Source organism: Flavobacterium piscisymbiosum, from assembly GCF_020905295.1.
Taxonomy (GTDB): domain Bacteria; phylum Bacteroidota; class Bacteroidia; order Flavobacteriales; family Flavobacteriaceae; genus Flavobacterium; species Flavobacterium piscisymbiosum.
On the sequence record NZ_JAJJMM010000001.1, the window covers coordinates 4468044 to 4490814 of the forward strand.

The 22771-nt window shown below is 32.8% G+C and carries 21 protein-coding genes; 10 read left to right on the top strand and 11 right to left on the bottom strand.

What is annotated here, in order from left to right:
* Positions 1 to 372: 372 nt before the first annotated feature.
* A complete protein-coding gene (gene acs, locus LNP81_RS19225) occupies positions 373 to 2283 on the top strand; it encodes an acetate--CoA ligase (RefSeq protein ID WP_230038633.1) in 1911 nt (636 codons plus the stop codon).
* A 179-nt stretch (positions 2284 to 2462) separates the two neighbouring features.
* A complete protein-coding gene (locus LNP81_RS19230; RefSeq protein ID WP_230038635.1) occupies positions 2463 to 2948 on the top strand; it encodes a GNAT family N-acetyltransferase in 486 nt (161 codons plus the stop codon).
* Between the two features lie 61 nt (positions 2949 to 3009).
* Here the strand turns inward: LNP81_RS19230 and LNP81_RS19235 are convergent, their stop codons facing one another.
* The 4 genes from LNP81_RS19235 to LNP81_RS19250 form a co-directional block, all read right to left on the bottom strand.
* A complete protein-coding gene (locus LNP81_RS19235) occupies positions 3010 to 3606 on the bottom strand; it encodes a 3'-5' exonuclease (RefSeq protein WP_173972864.1) in 597 nt (198 codons plus the stop codon).
* Positions 3607 to 3608: 2 nt separating this feature from the next.
* A complete protein-coding gene (locus LNP81_RS19240) occupies positions 3609 to 5525 on the bottom strand; it encodes a DUF294 nucleotidyltransferase-like domain-containing protein (RefSeq protein ID WP_230038637.1) in 1917 nt (638 codons plus the stop codon).
* 359 nt (positions 5526 to 5884) lie between these two features.
* Positions 5885 to 6265 (bottom strand): hypothetical protein, encoded by a 381-nt coding sequence (locus LNP81_RS19245; RefSeq protein WP_230038639.1) that lies wholly within the window; start codon positions 6263 to 6265, stop codon positions 5885 to 5887.
* A gap of 93 nt (positions 6266 to 6358) precedes the next feature.
* On the bottom strand, positions 6359 to 6778 hold the full coding sequence (locus LNP81_RS19250; RefSeq protein ID WP_230038641.1) for a hypothetical protein: 420 nt from the start codon (positions 6776 to 6778) through the stop codon (positions 6359 to 6361).
* A gap of 154 nt (positions 6779 to 6932) precedes the next feature.
* On the opposite strand from LNP81_RS19250, the gene LNP81_RS19255 reads away from it, so the two are divergent.
* A complete protein-coding gene (locus LNP81_RS19255; protein WP_230038644.1) occupies positions 6933 to 8162 on the top strand; it encodes a multidrug effflux MFS transporter in 1230 nt (409 codons plus the stop codon).
* A 467-nt stretch (positions 8163 to 8629) separates the two neighbouring features.
* On the opposite strand, the gene LNP81_RS19260 is transcribed toward LNP81_RS19255, so the two are convergent.
* From LNP81_RS19260 to LNP81_RS19280, 5 genes are all read right to left on the bottom strand, one after another.
* A complete protein-coding gene (locus LNP81_RS19260) occupies positions 8630 to 9898 on the bottom strand; it encodes an NAD(P)/FAD-dependent oxidoreductase (protein WP_230038646.1) in 1269 nt (422 codons plus the stop codon).
* Positions 9899 to 10022: 124 nt separating this feature from the next.
* Complete coding sequence (locus LNP81_RS19265; RefSeq protein WP_230038648.1) at positions 10023 to 10547, bottom strand: GNAT family N-acetyltransferase; 525 nt, start codon at positions 10545 to 10547, stop codon at positions 10023 to 10025.
* 76 nt (positions 10548 to 10623) lie between these two features.
* On the bottom strand, positions 10624 to 11958 hold the full coding sequence (locus LNP81_RS19270) for a DEAD/DEAH box helicase (RefSeq protein ID WP_230038650.1): 1335 nt from the start codon (positions 11956 to 11958) through the stop codon (positions 10624 to 10626).
* A 391-nt stretch (positions 11959 to 12349) separates the two neighbouring features.
* Positions 12350 to 13894 (bottom strand): DEAD/DEAH box helicase, encoded by a 1545-nt coding sequence (locus tag LNP81_RS19275; protein WP_230038652.1) that lies wholly within the window; start codon positions 13892 to 13894, stop codon positions 12350 to 12352.
* A 108-nt stretch (positions 13895 to 14002) separates the two neighbouring features.
* Positions 14003 to 14536 carry a DUF6155 family protein gene (locus tag LNP81_RS19280; RefSeq protein WP_230038654.1) on the bottom strand — a complete coding sequence of 178 codons (534 nt, stop codon included), beginning with the start codon at positions 14534 to 14536 and terminating at the stop codon, positions 14003 to 14005.
* A 104-nt stretch (positions 14537 to 14640) separates the two neighbouring features.
* Between LNP81_RS19280 and LNP81_RS19285 the strand changes: the two genes are divergently transcribed.
* Together LNP81_RS19285 and LNP81_RS19290 are read left to right on the top strand one after the other, a co-directional pair.
* Positions 14641 to 14928, top strand: coding sequence for a DUF3817 domain-containing protein (locus tag LNP81_RS19285; protein ID WP_230038656.1), 288 nt, complete (start codon positions 14641 to 14643; stop codon positions 14926 to 14928).
* Positions 14921 to 16177, top strand: coding sequence for a mechanosensitive ion channel family protein (locus LNP81_RS19290; protein WP_230038658.1), 1257 nt, complete (start codon positions 14921 to 14923; stop codon positions 16175 to 16177). Before LNP81_RS19285 ends, LNP81_RS19290 begins: the two co-directional genes overlap by 8 nt.
* Before the next feature lie 642 nt (positions 16178 to 16819).
* Here the strand turns inward: LNP81_RS19290 and LNP81_RS19295 are convergent.
* The gene (locus LNP81_RS19295; RefSeq protein ID WP_230038660.1) at positions 16820 to 17245 is read right to left on the bottom strand and encodes a hypothetical protein; all 426 of its coding nucleotides are present in this window, start codon (positions 17243 to 17245) and stop codon (positions 16820 to 16822) included.
* Positions 17246 to 17459: 214 nt separating this feature from the next.
* Here LNP81_RS19295 and LNP81_RS19300 point away from each other — a divergent pair, with 214 nt between their 5' ends.
* From LNP81_RS19300 to LNP81_RS19320, 5 genes are all read left to right on the top strand, one after another.
* Positions 17460 to 17861 carry a glyoxalase gene (locus LNP81_RS19300; protein WP_230038662.1) on the top strand — a complete coding sequence of 134 codons (402 nt, stop codon included), beginning with the start codon at positions 17460 to 17462 and terminating at the stop codon, positions 17859 to 17861.
* Positions 17862 to 17897: 36 nt separating this feature from the next.
* Entirely contained in the window at positions 17898 to 18389 is a 492-nt protein-coding gene (locus tag LNP81_RS19305) for a hypothetical protein (RefSeq protein ID WP_230038664.1), read from the top strand.
* Positions 18386 to 18850, top strand: coding sequence for a hypothetical protein (locus LNP81_RS19310; RefSeq protein WP_230038666.1), 465 nt, complete (start codon positions 18386 to 18388; stop codon positions 18848 to 18850). Before LNP81_RS19305 ends, LNP81_RS19310 begins: the two co-directional genes overlap by 4 nt.
* 37 nt (positions 18851 to 18887) lie before the next feature.
* Entirely contained in the window at positions 18888 to 19463 is a 576-nt protein-coding gene (locus LNP81_RS19315; RefSeq protein ID WP_230038668.1) for a Crp/Fnr family transcriptional regulator, read from the top strand.
* A 168-nt stretch (positions 19464 to 19631) separates the two neighbouring features.
* Complete coding sequence (locus tag LNP81_RS19320; protein ID WP_230038670.1) at positions 19632 to 20603, top strand: quinone oxidoreductase family protein; 972 nt, start codon at positions 19632 to 19634, stop codon at positions 20601 to 20603.
* 376 nt (positions 20604 to 20979) lie between these two features.
* Here LNP81_RS19320 and LNP81_RS19325 read toward each other — a convergent pair whose 3' ends face one another.
* A complete protein-coding gene (locus tag LNP81_RS19325; protein WP_230038672.1) occupies positions 20980 to 22722 on the bottom strand; it encodes a DUF885 domain-containing protein in 1743 nt (580 codons plus the stop codon).
* Positions 22723 to 22771 lie beyond the last annotated feature (49 nt).

A 22771-nucleotide genomic window follows, 5' to 3' on the forward strand; every position in this document is an offset into this window, starting at 1 on the left:
TAACTTCTAGTAGTGAGTAAGTTAAGTGAAGCTAATCCCTAAAAGGGGTATATTTAGTAAAATAGATGTACTTGTTGAAGTTTCATTATAATTAATATAGCTGCTACTATTTTCAAAATAGACTAAAGCATTGTAATGCAGAATTACAAAATTAATTGTTATTGAAATTGTTAAAATAAAAAGGCATAGTATTCATTTACTGTGCCTTTTTTGCGATACGCTTTTTTGTTAAAAAAAGTAAAATTTTGTGGTAAATGCAGAAAAAAGCAATATTTTTTTTAATATGTGTTTTTTTTAGACAAAATTTATGAACTAAATAATTTTAAGAATACGCTGATATTTAATACATTTATAAAAAAATTCCAAAAACATATGAGTTATTATAAAATTGAAAATTTAGAACAATATTTTAAACATTACAATAAGTCAATAAGGGAGCCAAGGAAGTTTTGGGGGAAGATTGCTGAAGAAAATTTTACCTGGTACCAACAATGGGAAAAAGTAGTTGATTTTAATATGGCCGATGCTGAAGTAAAATGGTTTACAGAGGCAAAAGTTAACATTACAAAAAACTGCATTGATAGACATTTAAGTAAAAGAGGAGAAAAAACGGCTATTATTTTTGAACCGAACGATCCTTCTGAAGATGCTTTACATATAACGTATAACGAATTATACGAAAGAGTTTCGAAAATGGCGAATGTTTTGCGTGAGCAAGGTGTTCGTAAAGGTGATAGAGTTTGTATCTATTTACCAATGATTCCGGAATTGGCTGTTTCTGTATTGGCATGTGCCAGAATTGGAGCTATTCACTCTGTTATTTTTGCAGGATTTTCTGCTTCGGCGGTTTCTGCCAGAATCAATGATTGCGAATGTAAAATGGTAATTACTGCTGATGGAGGTTACAGAGGAAATAAAACAATTGATTTAAAGGGAATTGTAGACGAGGCATTAGATACTTGTTCTTCAGTTTCTAAGGTTTTGGTTGTAAAAAGAACTTATACCACAATAAAAATGAAAGACGGTCGTGACCAGTGGTTACAACCTTTATTAGATGAAGCTTTAGATAACAGTGTTGCTGAAATTATGGACGCTGAAGATCCGTTGTTTATTTTATATACTTCAGGGTCAACAGGAAAGCCTAAAGGAATGGTGCATACCACAGCGGGATACATGGTTTATACGGCTTATACGTTTAAAAATGTTTTTAGTCACGAAGAAAATGATATTTTCTGGTGTACGGCAGATATTGGTTGGATTACAGGTCACTCTTATATATTATACGGACCATTATTGAACGGTGGAACAACTGTAATTTTTGAAGGAGTTCCTTCTTATCCTGATTTTAGCCGTTTTTGGGATATTATCGAAAAACATAAAATCACACAATTCTACACAGCGCCAACAGCAATTCGTTCGTTAGCTAAAGAAAGTTTAGACTATATCCAGAAATATCCTCTAAAATCGCTTAAAGTTATCGGATCTGTTGGAGAACCAATCAACGAGGAAGCCTGGCACTGGTTTAATGACCACGTTGGTGACAAAAGATGTCCTGTGGTTGATACTTGGTGGCAAACAGAAACCGGTGGAATCATGATTTCTCCAATTGCTTTTGTAACGCCAACAAAACCAACTTATGCTACTTTGCCATTACCGGGAATTCAGCCTGTTTTAATGGATGAAAAACGCAATGAAATTGAAGGAAACCAAGTAGTAGGAAGTTTATGTATTAAATTTCCGTGGCCAGGAATCGCCAGAACTATTTGGGGCGATCATCAACGTTACAAAGACACTTATTTCTCTGCTTTCCCTGGAAAATATTTCACAGGAGATGGTGCATTAAGAGACGAAGTTGGATATTACAGAATCACCGGTAGGGTTGATGATGTTGTGATTGTTTCAGGTCATAATTTAGGAACAGCTCCTATCGAAGATGCTATTAATGAGCATCCTGCAGTTGCAGAATCTGCGATTGTTGGATTCCCACACGATATTAAAGGAAATGCTTTATATGGTTTTGTAATTCTAAAAGAAACTGGAGAAGTTAGAGACAGATCAAACTTAAGTAAAGAGATCAATCAATATATTTCTGATCACATTGGGCCAATTGCAAAACTGGACAAAATTCAGTTCGTTTCTGGTTTGCCAAAAACGCGTTCAGGAAAAATCATGCGTAGAATTTTACGTAAAATAGCTGAAGGAGATTTTTCTAATTTTGGAGATACTTCAACTTTATTGAATCCGGAAATTGTAGAAGAAATTCAGAAAGATAGAATTGCTTAATTTAGAGCATTAAGTAAAAATAAAAATGCCTCTTAATTTTTAAGAGGCATTTTTATTTTATGTAATCAAAAACTAAAAACAAAATCTTCTGGATAACATAAATTCTTTATAAGCGTAAATTATACAAATTGTCTTAGTTCGTTAAAAAGACAATTTAAAATAAAATTCAATTAATATTCATGAATATAAGGTTAATTTCTCCTGCTGACAATCTTGTGATGGCAGGTATATTGCGAAAAAGTTTAGAAGAGTTTGGGTTAAACATTCCGGGAACAGCTTATTTCGACGAAAGCACAGATAGATTATTTGAATCTTTTCAATTGAAAAACTCTGCCTATTTTGTTGCTGAAGAAAATGGTGAAATTTTAGGAGGCGCAGGAATTTATCCAACAGAAGGATTGCCTGAAGACACTGTAGAATTGGTCAAAATGTATATGTCGGCATCGAGTAGAGGTAAGGGGATTGGTAAAATGTTGATGCTGAAGTGTATTGAATTTGCTAAAAGTAGTAATTTCAAAAATATCTACTTAGAAACCATGCCGGAATTATACGCTGCGGTTTCTGCTTATGAAAAATTAGGTTTCAAATCAATGAATAAACCATTGGGTAATACCGGACATTTTTCCTGTACGATCTGGATGTTGAATGAATTAAAAGAAGAATAAAATAAAGAAATCCGCATTACAGATTGTAATGCGGATTTCTTTATTTTATAAATTTCAAAAATTATTTAATTCCCAATCTTGACTTTAATTTCAAAAACAAAAGTGCAATTTTGTATGCATCTTCAGATGATGAGTTTCTATCGCTTTTAGGAATTTTATAAATTTCGCTTAAATCATCCAGAGAAAATTGTTTGTCATTAATATCCATTAATTTTCTGTACATCATATCAATATCCAATGCTTCATTTTTAAGTCGTCCACAATCCAGGCGTTCTAATGCAGCATTTAGCATTTCGATATCAAAATTAATGTGATGACCAACTAAAATAGAATTACCTATAAAATTCACAAATGCCTCAATAGCATCTGGTTCAGGCATTTTGAGCATTTTGCTTTCAATGATAAACTCATTCGAAAGACCATTGTCCTGCAAAAATTTGTATTGCAGTAAAACAGCTTCGAAATTATCTTTGATCACAATTCCATCATCGATTACTGAAAAAGCACCCAAAGATAAAATAACATCTTTATTGGGGTTTAACCCAGAAGTTTCAGTAGATAAAACTACAAATCGATTTGGTTTTGTTTCGAATTTAGTCAGGTATTCTTTCCAGAAATCCGGATATTCTTTATTGATATTTTTAATCCAGTCTAGCATATTTATGAGAATTGTGTAAGTTGAAATTTACTCTTAATCAGTTCCTCAAGGTCTTTCATTGGGGTTAAGGCATTTTTTAACTTTTCTTTGTCTGTTTTAGACATTTCTCGCAAATTGATATATTGTCCTGAGTCATCATTCTTTAATCCTTCAACAGTTCTAAATTTTGATAATGTTAAAAAAGCTTCGGCGCAGCTCAGATAAATTTCGGCATTTTTAGAATCAGTTATAGCTAATTGTTTGAATCTTAAATAAGTATTTTTGATTCCTTTGATATTAGCATTCAAAATTAACAAACGTGCAGCATCAATTAATGGCATTAATGCACGGGTTTTAATATCAAATTTTGTTTTATGCGGGCCTTCTTCCTCTACAATAAATTTTTTGAAGAAACTCAAAGGAGAATTTCTTTTTAAAGCATCGTTACCTAAAAAGTCGAAGAATAAGGTGTTATTTACAGCATTCTTGAAAATGACATTTTCTATTACTTCTTCGATTTTTGGTTCTCCAAAAACAATTTCATAATCAAAGAAAATGCTACTTAAATCATTGCTGTTTTCACCTGGAGTATTCATCCAGCTATTGTACTGTTTTGTCCAGTCTGTCAATGATTTACACCATAACATATTACTTCCCATATGTCCATTTGGGCAATATTCGTAACCTACTTTTTCTAAGATAGAAGTCGTTCTTTTGGCCAGCCTTAAAAAGTAATCTTTTACTTCTCTGTATTTTTCAGGAGCAACATCTTCAAAAATAAGAATACTATCCTGGTCTGTCAGTAACAATTGTTCTTTACGGCCTTGACTACCAATGCTTAACCATGCAAAACGAGCAGGAGGTGAGCCTAAATCTAAAATAGAAAGCTCAACAGCGCGTTTTATGATCGCCAGATTAATTTCGCTCGCAATATTGCTAATATGTGAAATCGGAATATTCTTCTGAATCGAGTTCTGAATCAAATCAGACAAACGATCGCGTATTTGTTTTAAGTCTTTTGGAAGCTGAGAACGTTTAATTTCTTTAATTAAAACACCAGGGTTACTAGCTTGAGCCACAATTAAATCGTGCTCAGAAATAATTCCTTTTACAGCAGATTTACTTGTACCGTCTTTGGTAACACATAAATGCGTGACATTATTTTTAAGCATAAGCAATTGCGCTTCTGCCAGAGAAACATTTTCGATCACAGTAACAACGGGCGAAGACATGATCTTATCAATTGTTTCGGTAATAGGATAGCGGCCTGTCGCAATTTTAGAAGATAAATCGGCATTTGTTACAATACCAATCGGGTTATTTTTTTCGCAAATCACAATGTTATCTACCATTGATTCTGTCATCAATATCGCAACATCTTTGATGATACGATTAGATTCAGTGGTTAATGGCGAATTATTATACGCAAGTGACTGAATATATTGCATTTCTGATTGCTGATCTACGTAAAAAGCAGTATCAGAAATCAGTTTTCCGTTAGAATTTACATTGTCTTTCGCATGTCTTGAATTGATAGCGAAATTCTCTAGTAAAAAGTTTAAAACGTCTGAATTATTTGCTACAAAAGGTCTGAAAACAGCAATCGGGATAGCATAAACAATACTTTCTTCACGTGCTTTGGCTGTCATCATATAGTTGTTTTTGGCAAAAAACGGACGTAAACCAAAAATATCGCCTTCATGGCATTTGTTTATAATAGTTTCTTCAGCATCAGCAATTGTTGTTAAATTTATAACACCAGAAGCCACTACATAAAAGCTATCATGCAGCAAATCATTTATTTGAAAAAGTACAGCGTGTTTTTCTAAATTGAGAACACGAATATTGGTAGCAATATCAGATAATTCCTGAAAAGTTAAATTATCAAATGGCGGGTATTCTTTTAAAAAATCTGCAATATGCTCAGCAATTGTATTCATATGTTTGATAATTTTTTTAAAGTATCGAATGTAAAAATAATAAAATAAACTCTTACAATGAAAGCATCTTGACGAGAATGTAATTATTTTAAGTAAATGTTAAAAATTGATGATTTATATATTTTAAAAATGCTTTTTTAAGGTTTTAGAATCATTATTGCTAAACGAATTTATTTGCTTTTGCAAAAACGAAAGTAGTAGTGATTTTAGAATAACTAATTCGCAGATTATTTAATCATTTTTAGATGAAGGAAAATGTTTATTGGAGAAGGTTTCTAAAATATTCTATTTTACATAATATAAATTATAGTTCAAATTATATTATGTTATAAACAGTCCAATCCTCAATAAATTCAGTATTAATCGTATAGTTTCGTTAAAATGGTTTCTTTGGGAACTAAATCAGAACCACCTCTTTTGGTGAACTGTAAAACTCCTTCATTTGCATAAAGTACTGCGCTTACAGAACCATTTTTAGATTTCATATTAATTTGAGCTTTTTCACCAAGCACGTACACGTATCCGGTAATTTCCATAACACCGGTAACGAATTTTTCATTTGTGCTCGTGATTTCTCCGGTTCCAAATATCTTACTGTTAGATTGTGCTATGTTTAAAGTTAAAACATATTCTTTACTACAATCCTTGCAATTCTCAGTGCTCCATGTGCCTGTAAATCGATTTGTTTGTGAATGTGCTGAAAAAGAAATTAATAGCAACAAAAGAATGATTTTTTTCATTGGGATTGTCTTGTTTGTAAATTTTGTTTCAAATATAAACCAAAAAAAAGCATTCACCGTGGCGAATGCTTTTATTTTGAATATAAAATTAAATTATTTTATTTTTTTCAAATAAACAGATTTTCCGTTTAATGCTACGTTAATTTCATTGTTTTTTTCTGAAAAAGTTGTTCTAAGTGCATTTCCTTTAAAAATGGTAACATCACCGTAAACCTTTCCTGTTTCATCAGAAACGTATTCAAATAATAATTTTTTGTTATCTGGCTCAATTCCAATTTTATAACTTGAAAATTTCGAAGTGTCCAGATTAAATTCTTGCTGAGTGTCAATAATTTTTCCGTCTGCATAAAAATTAGTAACAGACTTGTTTAAAGTTATATCAGGATAATACTGATTTACTTTTTGAAGAAGCGCGTATTGCTCAACGTTTGCGTCTTCTTTTTTAGATGTAATTGTCTGAGCAAATGAAACTGTTGTAAAAATAAGAGCGAATAGTAAAGAGAAATTTTTCATAAATTTTAATTTTTAGGATTAGTTTGAAAATCAATTATTGAAGTTCAATTTAGATTTAAAATCAATACACTTTTTATATAAAAATGCATAAGATTATATAACAAGGTACTAAATATTTACCTTTGCAGAAAATTAAAAGCAATTATTTAAGGAAATGACAACAAAAAAATATATTAAACTCATTCTGATTTTAGGTTCTTTAACAGCACTTGGTCCTTTTTCGATCGACATGTATTTGCCGGGCTTCTCTGGCATTGCTAAAGATCTAAATACCACTGTTGCAAAAGTTTCGATGAGTTTATCGAGTTATTTTATCGGAATTTCAGCCGGACAATTGCTTTACGGGCCTTTATTGGACCGTTTTGGACGCAAAAAACCGTTGTTTATTGGTCTTTTAGTTTACATAATAGCTTCATTAGGTTGTGTTTATGTAGCAGATATTGATTCTTTTATCCTTTTACGATTTGTTCAGGCAATTGGTAGTTGTGCAGCAACAGTAGCTTCTGTAGCCATGGTGAGAGATTTGTTTCCGGTAAAAGATATTCCAAAAGTTTTCTCTTTATTAATGCTGGTTTTGGGGCTTTCGCCGATGTTGGCACCAACAATTGGTGGTTATGTTACAGAAGATTATGGATGGCATACCGTATTTTTTATCCTAATGTGTATGGGAATCGCTATTTTAATTGCTGCCCAGGTCGGTTTGCCAAACAGCTATAAACCTGATACTTCGATCTCATTAAAACCAAAACCAATCATTTCGAACTTTTTAAAAGTATTAAAAGAACCTCAGTTTTTTACTTATGCCTTTACAGGATCTATTTCTTTTTCAGGCTTATTTACTTACGTAGCGGCCTCCCCTATAATTTTTATGGATATCTATCATGTAGATGCTAAAACCTACGGATGGATTTTTGCTTTTATGTCGGTAAGTTTTATTGGTTCAAGTCAATTGAATTCCGTTTTATTGAAGAAATTTTCAAGTGAGCAAATGATTTTTGGCGCATTAATTACACAATCTGTAATTGCCATCGTTTTTCTGGTGCTGGCTGTCAATAATTTATTAGGATTATACGAAACAATCGCCATGCTTTTCTTGTTTTTGGGATGTTTAGGAATTTCAAACCCAAATACAGCCGGACTTACAATGGCGCCTTTTGCTAAAAACGCCGGAAGTGCTTCCGCTTTAATGGGAGCTATTCAGTTAGGATTAGGGGCTTTAGCATCATTTGCTGTTGGTGTTTTTGTAAAAGATTCTGTAGCGCCAATGGTTCTTATTATGACATCGACAACGATTATCGCCTTTATAGTTTTAAATATCGGTAAACGTTTTATTAAAGAAAAAGTTGAAGTTTCTAAAGATGATGATGTTTTGGTGGGACATTAAATTAAAAATTCCAAATTTTTTATCCCGAAGCATCTGGACCAAATTCCAATTAAACAAGCGTTTTTTACACATATTGTCATTTCGATTTCTATTATAAAAACATTTTTTTTAGGAGCTAATCCCGCTATACGTTCCAATCTTTTGTGTCCGCGGTGGCGGACACAAAAGGATTTCCACTTCTATCGGGGCTAGGACAATCATTTTCATAACAATATTTTCGTGTGGTTTGTCATTTCGATTTAGAGTGAGAAATCACATTCGTTGATCGACAAAGATTGGCGATAGGCTATGTCAAATTTCTAGTGTGATTTCTCATTCTTCGAAATGACAAACTAGATCTAAACTGAAGGATTTAAGATATATTCTAAATGAAATGAAAAAGCCAGAATTTAATAATTCTGGCTTTTTGCATTTATTGATATTGGAATTTGGAATTTAAAAAAATTGGAATTTATTATCCAATTTATCTATTCGCTTTGTTGTCTTTTATCCGGTCTGATAATCATTCTCAATGATTGATCTCTGGCAAAATACGCGACCATCCAGTTCCAGAATGTATTTAATCTGTTTCTATAAGTAATTAGGGATATCAAGTGGATAAACAGCCAGATAATCCAGGCAAAAAATCCTTTAAAATGCCATTTTGGACTTGGTAAATCAACCACAGCTTTGTTTTTACCAATGATCGCCATAGAACCTTTGTCATTATAAGCAAAAGGTTTTAAAGGTTTGTTTTGTACCAATGCTTTAAAGTTTTTAGCTAAATTTAATCCTTGCTGAATAGCGACCTGAGCCACTTGCGGATGTCCGTCAGGGAAATTTTTATCTCCGGCTGAAATAGCTGTGTCACCAATGGCATAGATATTAATCAAGCCATTTACTTTATTATATTGATCTGTTGCCATACGTCTTCCGCGGCCATAACTTTCTTTCGGAATTCCGTCAAAAAGTTTTGCAGAAACTCCGGCAGCCCAAATTAAGTTTTTGGTTTTGATCGTTTCTCCGTTTTCAAAATGTACCGTATCATCAATATAATCGACTACGCGGGTATGCAGCTTGACTACAACTCCTAATTTGGTAAGCGCGTCTAATGTGTCTTCTTGCGAAGCTTTGCTCATTGGTGCCAATAAAGCGTCTCCCCCATCGACCAAATACACATTACTGGCAGATGTTTCTAATTCCGGATATTCCTTAAGAAGTATATTTTTACGCATTTCGGCAAACATTCCTGAAACCTCTACTCCTGTTGGTCCTCCTCCGGCAACCACAATCGTTAATAATTTACGGCGTTTACGAATATCTTTGGTAATAGCGGCCTTTTCCAGGTTTTTAAGTAATGTATTACGCATTTCGATGGCATCATTTAAGGTTTTCATCGGAATGGCGTTTTTCATTACGTTTTCCATGCCAAAATAGCTGGTTTCGGCGCCTGTCGCAAAAACTAGATGATCGTAAGTTAGTTCACCATTATTAAGGATTATTTTATTTTCGGCAGGAACTACAGAAAGCAATTCGCCTAAACGAAATTGAAGGTTTTTTTTACCTGCAAAGAATTTTCTAAAAGGATAACTGATACTTGATGGCTCTAAAAAAGCGGTAGCAACCTGATATATTAGTGGCGGAAAGAAATTATAATTGTTTTTGTCTACAAGGGTTACTTGTATTTGAGGATGGTTTACAAGCTCTTTTGCTAGATTTAGACCTGCAAAACCACCTCCTATAATGACTATTTTCATGTGTATTGTCTTTTTAAGTAGGATTCATGAGTAAAAACTTTTCTGCCTGAGCAGTTCTATAAATTTAACATTATAATTTCATATATAAAACCTCATTCGAGTTTTCTTTTATATTCTTATGGAATTAATTTGCCAATTTAAGCTTCATCATAATATCTGTTTGTTCCTCATTTCCAAGTTTAAAAATGTGTTTGTCAAATTCGACAAAACCATTTTTTGTATAGAAACTGATGGCTCTTAGATTTTCTTCCCAGACTCCTAACCATACATAGTCAATATTTTTGTCTTTTGCTATCTGGATTGCTTTCTCATACAGTAATTGTCCGACTTTTTTTCCGTGAAATTCTTTTGAAACGTAGATTCGTTCGATTTCAAGTGATTTACTGTCTTTTAATTCAGTTTGAGATTCTCCAAAATTCACTTTTAAGTAACCAATTACTTCATTTTCTAATGTGGCAAAATAAAACTGGGAATCTTTATTGGTAAGTTCTTGTGTTAGCTTTTCATTAGAAAAACCTTCTTCAAGATAATTTTTCATGTTTTCTTCAGAATTTGATTCTGAAAATGTCTCCTGAAAAGTCTGTCTTCCAATTTTTTGCAATTGGTCGATGTCGTTTATTGAAATTTCTTTTATTTGGATATTAGCCATGCTTACGTTGTATTTTTAAGATAATATTACCTTATAAAAATACAACATAAATTCGCAAAATCTGTGGATCAACGGGCTACTTTTTGAATTTTTTAACAGGTTTTTCTGTTACTTCAACTTTGTTTTGCAAAACGTAATTGGCTAACAATTTTTCGATTAATTCATCTTTAGTCAGATGATGAAAAACGGTTTTTACTTTTGTTTTTAAATCGACTGAAATATCGTGATTGGGTTTTGTTTTGAAGATTTGTTTCGCCCATAAAAGCGTGTTGTTTTCTTCTAAACTTACTACAGAAGGTTTCTGAAATTGGGTAAATTTAATACCTAATTCTTTTTCGAATTCCGGGATTTCAGCTGTTTCTTCTTCTTGTAAAACGGTCAGAGAAAGTCCCTTTGCTCCTGCCCTTGCGGTTCTACCACTACGGTGAACGTAATTTTCGTACGTATCAGGCAAATGATAATTTACGACATAAGAGATTTCTTTTACGTCGATTCCTCTTGCTGCTAAATCGGTTGCAACCAGAATATTGATATGTCCTTCACGAAATTGCTCCATGATTCTGTCACGAATTCCTTGAGATAAACTTCCGTGTAATGCTCCTGACGAAAAACGATTAATTGCTAAGTTTTTCGCTAATTTGTTTACTGCAGCTTTGGTTTTACAAAAGATGATTCCGCGTTCTCCGTCTTTTGAATTTAGGAAATGCATTAAAACATCCAATTTTTCGATTGGATCAACAACAATATATTCGTGGTCAATCCCTTGGTTACCAACAGTTTCCATATCAGCACTTACCTGAACTACATTTTTGTTTAAGTAATTCTGGATCAGTTGTTTGATTGTTCCCGGTAAAGTGGCCGAGAATAATAAAGTTCTGTGTTTTTTAGGAAGTTCGGCTACGATTTCGTCCAAACTTTCTTTTAGTATCGAAACCATTTCATCGGCTTCATCTAAAACTAAATATTGTGCTTGTTTTAAGTCAATTGCTTTACGTTGAATCAAATCGATTAAACGTCCCGGTGTTGCTACAACAATATGTGTGGGTTGTGATAAACGCTCAATTTGAGGTTTGATTGGGATTCCGCCACAAGTTGAAGCGATTGAAATATGTGGAATATGTTTTCCGAAATCTTCTAAATTTCTAAAAATTTGTTGTCCAAGTTCTCTGGTTGGTACCAAAATTATAGCTTGTACAATTGAAGATTCAGTATCGATTAATTGTAATAAAGGTAATCCGAAAGCGGCTGTTTTACCCGTTCCGGTTTTGGCTAAACCTACAACATCGTGGTTTTCAGAAAGCAATAACGGAATTGTTTTTTGTTGAATTTCTGTTGGTTCAACAATGTTCAATTCGCTTAAAGCTTTTAAAATTGGTGCTGAAATTCCTAATGATGAGAATTGTTTAGACATTGTTTTTATTATTGTAGAGTTCTGATTTTAGATTTTAGATTCTGCCACAGATTACTCAGATTTAAATGATTTTTTTAGAACCTTTGGTTCTGTTTTTTCTCTCAATTATGTCATCCCTCGTTCCTCGGGATGAAATATATTGTGTATAAATGTTACTATTACTTCTTATGAATCCTAAAGCCCTAGCCCTGATGGGAGCGGCATCCTTTTGTGCCGGTGTTCGGCGCAAAAGATATAGCGGACAGCAGGAAATAGCTCCTAATTATTAAAATTCCAAATTCTTTATCCCGAAGCATTGGGACCAAATTCCAATGTTGAACGCGCTTCTCCCGATTTCTATCGGGATCGCTCAGCGTGACAATATGAAACTAAAAAAAACTTGAAACATTTTTTAATCTTCGTCCGGTTCGTTCATGATTTTCTCACGATACTTTTTACCTATTAATAGGACTAGTTTTAGCTTGTAATCGTCAACTAACCATTCGCGGTAATTTTTACTACATTGACTTAAACATTTAGAATAGCGTTTGATACGACAGTCGATATCGTCGTCTAGTTCTCTTCCTAATGATTTTGCTTCTTGCAGCGTTTCTGTATTGTCTACACACATTGCTGCGTGTTGTTCTAATGACTTATCTAAAACTACTTTTGAACGTAAATTTTGTTTGATGATCAATTTATGTTCTTCATCAACATCAAAAGTAACGTCGGCAGTTTTAGCGAATTTCGCACGTAATTCCGGTGGCATGCTGTATTTGAAATACAATTCGATCTCGGTATCATCACGTAGATTTTCTAAATAGAATTCTGGTGATTTAAAGATGTGCTGCCAGTTTACAGGCTCGCTCCATAAACCAAAACGTGCTGCATTATTACCTAAATCAATAACTGTAAACTCGTCTTTACCAGGTAATTTACGAGATCCACGGCCGATCATTTGGTAGTATAATGTTAGCGATTTTGTTGCTCTGTTCAGGATAATAGTTTCTACTGTTGGCTCATCAAAACCTGTTGTTAAGATTCCTACAGAGGTTAAAATCGCATCAGGAGTCTTTTTGAACCATGCCAGGATATCTTTACGTTCTTCTGAACTACTTGTATTATCAAGGTGTCTAATGTCGTAACCGGCTTCTCTAAAGGTTTCATATACATATAATGAGGTATGAATACCGTTGTTGAAAATCAGGGTTTTTTTGCCAAGAGAACGTTCTGTATACGCATGCAAAAGTTTTTCCTGCATGATGGTATTCGTATATAGATCATCTGATGATTTTACGGTGTAATCTCCGTTGATACCTACTTTTAGCGATGTTAATCCCACATCATAACTATAGGTGGTTGCGCGGGCAAGGAAACCTTTGTCGATCAATGAACTAATGGTGTCTCCCACAATAAGTTCGTCGTAACTCTGGTGCATTGGTAATTTTATATTCGAACTCAACGGTGTTGCTGTTACCCCAAGGATAAAAGCGTTTTTGAATGAGTTTAATAATTTTCTGAATGAATTGTAGTGTGCCTCATCGATAATAACCAAACCAATGTTATCAAGGTGTAATTTTTCATCATTGATACGGTTTTTTAAAGTCTCGACCATGGCCACAAAACAAGAAAAATCGTTCTGGTCAGGTAATTCTTTTACTTTGCTGTTAATGATTTTGTTAGAAACGCCAAACCCTTTAAGCATTTTTGAGGTTTGTTTACAAAGTTCGATACGATGCGTTAAAACCACCACTTTTTTATCATTATTAGCTAAATAACGACGTACGATTTCGGAAAAAATCACTGTTTTTCCACCACCAGTAGGCAATTGATATAATAAATGATGTTTCGAAGGAGCATTGTCTAAACGTTCAAAAATGGCATCGATATCGCCTTTTTGGTATGCATAAAGTTCTTTTTTCTCTTCTCTTTCTATTTCTAAAGTGTTTTGAGACATTGTTTATTTTTGGATTTTTGCAAAAATACACCGAAAAAACAGTTATTCATCTTATTTTAACGTAAAATAAATGATTTTTTTAAATAAGATTTTTTATGAGAAAAGCCTTTAAAAGTCAATTTTTTCTAAAATTGCCTCAAAATCATACTTGTTTTTCCATTTTTGTTGAATAGTTTCTTGTTTGATTGCCAGAATTCGATCTTTAAAATCATGTAAAATTCCGTTAGAAATGACAAAATTTACTGCCTGCTCGAAAGAATTTAAAATGCTTTTGTAAAATAATTCCTGCTTAATGAAATTATTTGACGAATAGGTTTGCGCTATTTCGATGTTATAGAGCATAATATCGGCAATGACAAAAGGATCAACTCCTATCATTATAAAATGTTTAATGATTTTTTGAGCAACAGAACGACGCATTTTGGCTTTTGGACGCCATTTTGCGTTGGGTTTCTTTATAGGAAAATATTCGTGCGAAATTTTGACTTTAGATTCCTGCAAAAGTTTATCCTCCTTTGGATTAAAAACAAAATCATAGTACACTTTTACGGGGGCAAATTTTTCGTACAACTCGATAATTTGTTCTTCGAGTTGTTCCTTGTTTAATTCGGCCAAATATTTTTTTAAATCGCGCTTACTCATTATCAAAGTTTAAGATTACAAAAATAAATTACTTTCCTGATTCATACCGCAAAAACCAACGATAATACTTAATTTTGCGCAAACAAATTTAAAATATCATATAGATGCTCAAGATTTTCAAAATTACCGCAATTTTAGAAGGGATTTCTTATTTAGTATTATTTGCTAATATGCTTGTTATTAAAAACAGTAATCCGGAATTATATCATACTTTTTTACGTCCGTTAGGAATGACTCACGGAGTATTATTTATAGGATACATTATATTGGCTATGTTACTTAGAAAATCTCAGAATTGGGATCTCAAAACTTTTGGAATCATACTTATTGCTTCTCTTATTCCGTTTGGAACTTTTTATATCGAGAAGAAATACTTAGAAAATAATGCATAAACTTTTGGATAAAATATTTAACTTTTTATATCCGCTTTTTCGGGACTGGGGAATGAGCCGCAATTTTGCGTCGTATATTAGCCTTTTCCTAAATATTGCTATCATGGTAGCTTTGGCATTTGCCATTTATTATGCAGCAAAATTTGTTTTGGTAACCTTAACGGCAGTTTTTGCCCAGAAAACCAAAACAAAATTTGATGATTATCTTATTCATAACAAAACAACGAAATACACAGCATATTTAATTCCGTTTTTCTTTGTCTACAAAGCTGTTCCTATTATTCTCGATAAATACGAATATTGGGAATCGCTGTTTGGAAAAATAGTGGGTATTTATATTGTTTTGATTAGTTTATGGATCATCAGAACCATTTTTAATGCTTTACGCGATTATCTAAAACAAAAACCTGAATACAGCGACAAACCTATTGACAGCTTTGTTCAGGTTATTATGATCGTCCTTTGGATTTTTGGTGTAGCAATGATTATTTCGACGCTTTTCGGGATCAAAAAAGGGGAACTTTTAACGATTCTGGGAACACTTTCGGCTATTATTATCTTGATTTTCAGGGATACTATTTTAGGATTTGTATCGAGTGTTCAGGTGGCCATAAACGATATGGTGCGCATTGGTGACTGGATTACAATGGATAAATTTGGTGCCGATGGTGATGTTATCGAAATAAACCTGACTACGGTAAAGGTTCGAAATTTTGACAATACAATTACCACGATTCCGACTTATGCTTTGAGTTCAGACTCTTTCCAGAACTGGCGTGGAATGCAAAAATCTGACGGAAGACGTATCAAAAGACATATTCTCATCAAAAGCAGCAGTATTCGTTTCCTTAATAATGATGATTTGAATCATATGAAACGCGTGCAGCTTATAAGTTCTTATATCGAAACCAGACAAGCCGAAATCGAAAAATACAATGATTTGCGTGGTATTGATAAATCGCTTTCGCTAAATGGCCGCAATATGACGAACTTAGGTTTGTTTCGTAAATATATCATGCAATATTTGATAACACATCCGGGACTGAATAAAGATATGCATATCATGTGTCGTCAGCTACAATCGACTGCGCATGGCGTTCCGTTAGAGATTTATGCTTTTTCGAGCGATAAACGCTGGGCAAACTACGAATATATCATGGCGGATATTTTTGATCATGTTATGGCTTCGGTTATTTATTTTGATCTTGAAATTTTTGAATTGCCTTCGACAATTGGGCCTTTAAGTTAGTTTTTCGGTTGCTTTCTTTGAGGATAATTTTTACCGCAAAGAACGCTAATATTTTAATCTGTTTTATGTTTTAGAAAAAGTAAAGTTCGCAAAGCTTTGTGTCTTTTTATTTTTTTAATCTCGCAAAGGCGCGGAGTCGCAAAGTTTTTTAAGCTTTATGTGCTTATTTTGGGATTAATTTGAGATGGCAAATTCTATAAATACTATAAACTTAGCGTCTTTGCGCCCTGTGCGAGATTATTTTGATCATGTTATGGCTTCGGTTATTTATTTTGATCTTGAAATATTTGAATTGCCTTCTAAAATTGGACCACTTAATTAGTTTCAGGTTGCTTTGCTTTGAGTGTAATTTTTACCGCAAAGAACGCTAAGATTTTAATCTATTTTATGTTTTAGAAAAAGTAAAGTTCGCAAAGCTTTGTGTCTTTTTATTTTTTTAAATCTCGCAAAGGCGCGGAGTCGCAAAGTTTTTTAAGCTTTATGTGCTTATTTTGGGATTAATTTGAGATGGCAAATTCTATAAATACTATAAACTTAGCGTCTTTGCGCCTTTGCGAGATTATTTTAGCCCAGTAAAAAAAAACTTAGCGTTCCTTGCGGTTAAAAAAAATTGAAACTGAAAACTGCCACTGAGACTTAAAACTATTTTTTGGCCTCTTCAAAAACAAACTTCGAATTATCATATTCTATTGGAGTTCCGGGCATGAAACACGGAAGATTGAAATATGTGGTTATGATGCCGCTTCCTAAATATAATTTGTTTTCTTTTTTGAGCAAAGCCAGCGGAATCCTTTTCCAGCTTCCTCCGTTGGATATAAAATGAAAATCGCCTCTTAAAGTATCGCCTTTAATATCTCCCCTTACATCTCCGGAGTCTTTACCTTGTTGGTAATAAGATCTTTCGTAATGACCGAAAAATCGTTTATCATTAATATTTAAGGTTAAAACTGCCGTGTCTTTATCGTGTACAGCGTGATATACCATATGCTTGTACTCGCTTTTTTTATCTTTAGAATTGCAGGACACAATTGTGATTACAATTAAAAACAGTAAATATTTTATATTCATAGATTGAAGGATTTTTTCTTTTTTCACCATATAAGTTATGTAAGTTCATTTAAAGCTATTGGGTTATTTTTTCTGGATTATTTAAGTTGCTTTGTAAACTCATTTCAGATAACCTTATAATATCTTATATAACTTATATGGTGAAATTTAATATATAAGTTACAAGGTAAAATTAATTTCGCATTAGATTTTTTTCTAAATTTAAAGAAAAAACATGGAAGATAGAGACGCTTTTTTAAGAGAATTCAGAGGAGAGACTTTAGGAACAGTAAGTGCTCAATCTTCAGCCGATGAGCTGTTTCAAAATCAGACGATTAGGCCTATTTTAAAACTTCAAAATGATTTGTTTATTGCGGTTTTTATCAATTACGTCAATAAAAACAAAGCCGATTTTTATTCTTATACGGTTGAAAAGAAGCTTCAAACAATCGAAAATTCAATACAAAAAGATATTAAGTTTAGAAATTCTCTTAAGGGAATTGTCATGGCGCTTTTTACTATTGAAGAATATGATATTTATATTCAGAACTCTTCCAGTTTAAACAAACGAATGATGAATTTATTGGTTGATCGCTTGAAAAGTCAGGTGCAGTTGTTTGAATTGGAAACTAAATAATTAAATATAATAATGTCGATTAGAACCTTTTGGAACATGTTAATTAAAATTTTAGGGTTGTTTTTAATTTTTCAAGCTGTATCAATAATTCCTGAGTGGATTTCATCCATTTATTTTTTATATGAAAATGGAGACGCTAAAAATTTGATTATTCTCATTTTTAGTATTTTACTTGTTCTTTTTATATTTTATTTAGTTTGTCGATTATTTCTTTTTAAAGCGAATTGGATCATTGACAAATTAAAACTTGACACAGGTTTTGAAAGTAATACCATAGAATTAAATTGGAGTCAAAGTAAAATAATTTCAATAGCTGTAATTGTTATTGGAGCATTAATGCTTATTACAAATGTTCCGATTTTGTTCAAGGAATTTTTTATCTTTTTCCAACAGAAAATTCTTTTCAAAGACTATCCGAAATCTGGTTGGCTTATCTTTTATTTTTGTAAAGCTATAATTGGTTATTTATTAATGACAAACAGTTTTCGAATTGCAAAGCTATTAAGTGATAAAAAAAGAAAAGAATGAAATTTGATTTGAATTTTATAACTGATTATGGTCAGTTTTACATTAATGATATAAATGCTACCGGAGATACTAGTTCTGATAATTTTTGGTCAAACCAAGCTTTTGCAGATAAATTGGCTATCGAAAAGGAAATCTTAGGAATTTCGATTGCAAATGATCAAGGAATAGTAAATTGTGAGTTAGAAATATTAGATTCTAAAAGCCAAATTTCTGATTTTAGTAAATTTGATCATGTTGTAGAAGCAAGTATCGAAATCAAATCTGGTATTTTACAGGTTATTGATTGTCCTTTTTCTGAAATTATACTTGAAACAAAGATTGAAAACGCAAATTATAGAGCCCGTGTTTATTCAAGTAATTTAGAATCTGCCTACTCCGAAGAACGAAAAGATTATTATAAAATAGAAATTTGGAAAGAAGCTTATTCAGATAGAGATGTTCTTAAGCGATATTTTGAATAATATATCGAAATAATATTCTACTAAAGAGAAACAACCAATGTTTAACCAATTCCGAAAAAAATTCCCTTTAACTGATGAAAAATGGCTGAAATACACCAGTTATTTCAATCGCATTGAAGTTGCTTCAAAAACAATTCTTTTAGAAGAAGGTGAAATCTCGAAAAAGCTTTTTATCATCGAAAAAGGCTGCATCAGAGTTTGGTTCAATAATAACGGAAAAGATCTCACGACTCAGTTTTTTTTCGAAAATCAGAGTGTGGCTTCGATCGAAAGTTTCATGAAGAAATTTCCAAGTCAGGCAGCTGTTGAAGCCATTGAATCTTCAGTTTTGTGGTGGATTTCTAAAAGTGATCTGGATAAAATTCTGGAAGAAATCAAAGAAATTCCGGAATTAAGAGATCGTTTAATCACTATGCTTTTTCAACGCACATTCGATTATATGAAGTATTTTGTGTCTTTTATAAAGGACTCTCCTACTCAGCGTTATCTTAATTTAATTGAAGAAAGACCTCAAATCATTCAGCGCGTTCCTCAGCATTATATTGCTTCTTATCTTGGCGTAACTACAGTTCATTTAAGCCGAATCAAAAGTAAACTGGTTCATAAGAAATAATTAAAATTCACCATAATATCTTCACCATATAAGTTATATAAGAAATTTATAAGCTAAACTTAAATTAACTTATATAGCTTATATGGTTTAAAAAAAAATATTTGATAACAAATGTTATCGCCTCCCCATAAATGACTGCCTAATTTTGCTTTATAAAATTTAATAATTATGAAAGCAGCAGTTATTTATAAAAAAGGCGAATTGCCAAAATATGCAGAATTTGCAGAGCCAATTGTACAAAACGAAAATGAAGTTTTAATTTCGGTTAAAGCCGTTGCGATTACCAATCTCGATAAAGGAATCGTAAACGGACATCATTATTCATCAGAAAATGAAAATCAAAACGGAACTGTAATTGGCAGCGACGCCGTTGGTATTTTAGAAGATGGAACCAGAGTTTATGCCCGCGGAATCTCCGGCACCATTGCCGAAAAAGCCCTTGTCGAAAAAACCAGAATGGTAAAATTGCCTGACGGAATAAGCGATGCTACAGCGGCAGCAATGCCAAATGCAGTGGCAGGTTCCGCAATGGCGTTGAGATTTAGAGCACAAATACAAGCCGGAGAAACAGTTTTGATCAACGGAGCTACTGGATTTACTGGTCAAATGGCAATTCAGATTGCGAAACATTATGGTGCGAAAAAGATAATTGTAACCGGAAGAAACGAAAAAACACTTCAAAATCTTTTAGCCTTAGGTGCTGACGAAATTATTTCTTTAAAACAAGATGATGAAACGATTATTAAACAACTTAAAGCGATTCACTTAAATACTCCTATAGATATTGTTTTAGATTATTTATGGGGACATCCCGCTGAATTAATTCTTACGGCTTTAAAAGGAAATGGCTCGTTTACAACCAAAGTAAGATATGTAACAATTGGAGGAATGGCCGGTGATACTATTCAATTATCATCAGGAATCTTAAGAAGCGTCGATCTTCAATTATCAGGTTCCGGTTTAGGAAGCTGGACAAAAGAGGAAGTAAAATTATTGTTCTCGGAGATATTACCTGAAATGTTTCTTTTGGCTGCGCAAAATCAATTAAAAGTAAATATTGAAACTGTTTCTTTGGTTGATATTGAAAAAGCCTGGAATATTGAAGTTCCGGATGGTAAACGGTTAGTTGTGATCATTTAAAAATGCAATTGAATTGAACGCAGATGAAACGGATTGCTAAAGCAAAACGCGGATAAAAACGGATTTTTTTAGTTGTTTTTATTATCATCAAAATTATTTATCCCATAGGGATTTCATATTGGTAGAAAATGGTAGACAACGTTTTCTGTGTCCCGTAAGGGACTACATATCTTTTTTCGGCTCGTATTGTCCTTAACGGGACAAATATGTTTCGCGTTAATTTGATGCTACCAATATGAAATCCCTACGGGATAAAAATTATAGTTGTAGCGATAAATCTCTATTTGTGATTTTATTTTTAAAATTCATATAAAAGAAAAAAGGTTTGATAAGAATTACTCTCATCAAACCTTTTCTATTAAAATCGCTGTAAAAATTACTCTTTAGACAACATCAATTCTTTGATGTATTTTACCGGAGCACTTCCAAAGCTTAAGAATTTTTCGTGGAATTTTTTCAGGTTGAATTTATCTCCTTCTTTCTTTTTAAGTTCTTCTCTTAGGTTATAAATTTCAGTATATCCTGTAAAATAAGAACATAATTGTACTTGAGATAAAGTTACACGTCTCCATTTTCCGTCAGCTTCTGCTTGTTGCTGAAAAGCTTCTTTGGTCAATAGATCGATTGCAGCTTCTTTGGACATGTTTTTAGTGTGAACACTAATGTCAAGAATTGTGTTGCAAGTAGCTCTTAAATTCCATTTATAGTACATCAACCACATTTCATCAGAATTTTTATAACCACTTTCTAACATCATTTTCTCAGCGTAAACTGCCCATCCTTCAACCATAGCGCCATTTCCTAAGATTGACTTAATGATACTTGGAGATTGATTGCTGTAAACCAATTGAGTGTAATGTCCGGGAACTGCTTCGTGAATATTTAAGATCTGAAGAATATAATCGTTATATTCTCTTAAATAACTTTCTGCATTTTCAGCAGTCCATCCTGTCATGCTTCCCACGTTATAGTAAGTGTTGGCATTTTTATCATAAGGACCAGGTGCAGAAATGGATGCTCCTGCAACACCTGCCATATAAGCTGGTTCTTTACGTACTACAAGTGGTTTTGACGGATCGATGTACAATAAATCTTTAGCTTTTACATACGCCGTTAATTCCGGAATTTGTTTCTCAATTTCAGATTGAAATTTTTCCGGAGTGGTGTGTTGTAAAGAAATTTTATCAATAACTTGTTTGATTAACTCCAGTTTGTTTGTTGGTTTTGCTTCAGTTCCTTTGTATTTAGTCCAAAGTTTATCTGCCAAAACAAACATTTTATCGTGTAAGTCTTTTTTGTGATCGTTTGCCACTTTAAAAATCTCGTCAGCAGTATAGCTTGACTGGATATCAAAATTGAACTTTTTAGCATATAATGCAGATCCTAATCTAAAAGAACGTGGCGTTTTGTTTGGTAAGTTTTTCAACCAATCAGCGTAATCTGTAATTGCTTTTTTAGCTGTTTTTGCTTTGTCAAGCATTTCTTTTTTCTCAGCTTCGCTTAATTTACTTTGTTTTAAAGCTGCAGCTAAATCTGTATCAAAAACAGATGAACCGCCTAAATTTTGCGCAATTGCAAGTTCAGTATGCTCAACAGTTGGATTTTTGATATTCTTTTTGGCAGCTTCATAATAAGCCGGAACATTGTTCATTTTAGCATTAAAAGCACGCAAACGAACTTCTAAAGAATCGTATTTTCCGTTTAAAATCTCAGCAAATGATCCGCATACATTGTATTCAGAAGGATTCCATTCAGACGATTTTAATTCTTTTATACTAAAAATAGTAGCTTCAAGCTGGTTTTTAATCATTTGAAAATCAGTCTTGTTGTTATCAGACAAATTTTCAACGTTGTATTGTTTTAAAGAATCTAATTGTGCGTTGACAAAATCAAGTTGTATTTTTTCTTCGTTAGCATCCGGAATAGACAAAATACTATCGTATTTATGATACCCAACACCAGAAGCCCAACCCGGATTAATTTTCCATAAAGAAGTTACAAAACCATCTTTATACTTGTCAAATTTTCCGTCTAAAGCTTTATCTTCGTTAGACTTACCACTTTTATTACAGGAAAAAAGGAGCGAAATTGCAAAAATTGAAACAAATAGTTTTTTCATAAGTTAATTTTTTAATGGTTTAAAGATAAAAAAAATGTTCTTTCTGCAA

Bases quoted from the DNA above. Each gene is read 5' to 3' on its own strand.
- acs (WP_230038633.1), top strand. From the start codon at position 373: ATGAGTTATTATAAAATTGAAAATTTAGAACAATATTTTAAACATTAC.
- LNP81_RS19230 (WP_230038635.1), top strand. From the start codon at position 2,463: ATGAATATAAGGTTAATTTCTCCTGCTGACAATCTTGTGATGGCAGGT.
- LNP81_RS19235 (WP_173972864.1), bottom strand. From the start codon at position 3,606: ATGCTAGACTGGATTAAAAATATCAATAAAGAATATCCGGATTTCTGG.
- LNP81_RS19240 (WP_230038637.1), bottom strand. From the start codon at position 5,525: ATGAATACAATTGCTGAGCATATTGCAGATTTTTTAAAAGAATACCCG.
- LNP81_RS19245 (WP_230038639.1), bottom strand. From the start codon at position 6,265: ATGAAAAAAATCATTCTTTTGTTGCTATTAATTTCTTTTTCAGCACAT.
- LNP81_RS19250 (WP_230038641.1), bottom strand. From the start codon at position 6,778: ATGAAAAATTTCTCTTTACTATTCGCTCTTATTTTTACAACAGTTTCA.
- LNP81_RS19255 (WP_230038644.1), top strand. From the start codon at position 6,933: ATGACAACAAAAAAATATATTAAACTCATTCTGATTTTAGGTTCTTTA.
- LNP81_RS19260 (WP_230038646.1), bottom strand. From the start codon at position 9,898: ATGAAAATAGTCATTATAGGAGGTGGTTTTGCAGGTCTAAATCTAGCA.
- LNP81_RS19265 (WP_230038648.1), bottom strand. From the start codon at position 10,547: ATGGCTAATATCCAAATAAAAGAAATTTCAATAAACGACATCGACCAA.
- LNP81_RS19270 (WP_230038650.1), bottom strand. From the start codon at position 11,958: ATGTCTAAACAATTCTCATCATTAGGAATTTCAGCACCAATTTTAAAA.
- LNP81_RS19275 (WP_230038652.1), bottom strand. From the start codon at position 13,894: ATGTCTCAAAACACTTTAGAAATAGAAAGAGAAGAGAAAAAAGAACTT.
- LNP81_RS19280 (WP_230038654.1), bottom strand. From the start codon at position 14,536: ATGAGTAAGCGCGATTTAAAAAAATATTTGGCCGAATTAAACAAGGAA.
- LNP81_RS19285 (WP_230038656.1), top strand. From the start codon at position 14,641: ATGCTCAAGATTTTCAAAATTACCGCAATTTTAGAAGGGATTTCTTAT.
- LNP81_RS19290 (WP_230038658.1), top strand. From the start codon at position 14,921: ATGCATAAACTTTTGGATAAAATATTTAACTTTTTATATCCGCTTTTT.
- LNP81_RS19295 (WP_230038660.1), bottom strand. From the start codon at position 17,245: ATGAATATAAAATATTTACTGTTTTTAATTGTAATCACAATTGTGTCC.
- LNP81_RS19300 (WP_230038662.1), top strand. From the start codon at position 17,460: ATGGAAGATAGAGACGCTTTTTTAAGAGAATTCAGAGGAGAGACTTTA.
- LNP81_RS19305 (WP_230038664.1), top strand. From the start codon at position 17,898: ATGTTAATTAAAATTTTAGGGTTGTTTTTAATTTTTCAAGCTGTATCA.
- LNP81_RS19310 (WP_230038666.1), top strand. From the start codon at position 18,386: ATGAAATTTGATTTGAATTTTATAACTGATTATGGTCAGTTTTACATT.
- LNP81_RS19315 (WP_230038668.1), top strand. From the start codon at position 18,888: ATGTTTAACCAATTCCGAAAAAAATTCCCTTTAACTGATGAAAAATGG.
- LNP81_RS19320 (WP_230038670.1), top strand. From the start codon at position 19,632: ATGAAAGCAGCAGTTATTTATAAAAAAGGCGAATTGCCAAAATATGCA.
- LNP81_RS19325 (WP_230038672.1), bottom strand. From the start codon at position 22,722: ATGAAAAAACTATTTGTTTCAATTTTTGCAATTTCGCTCCTTTTTTCC.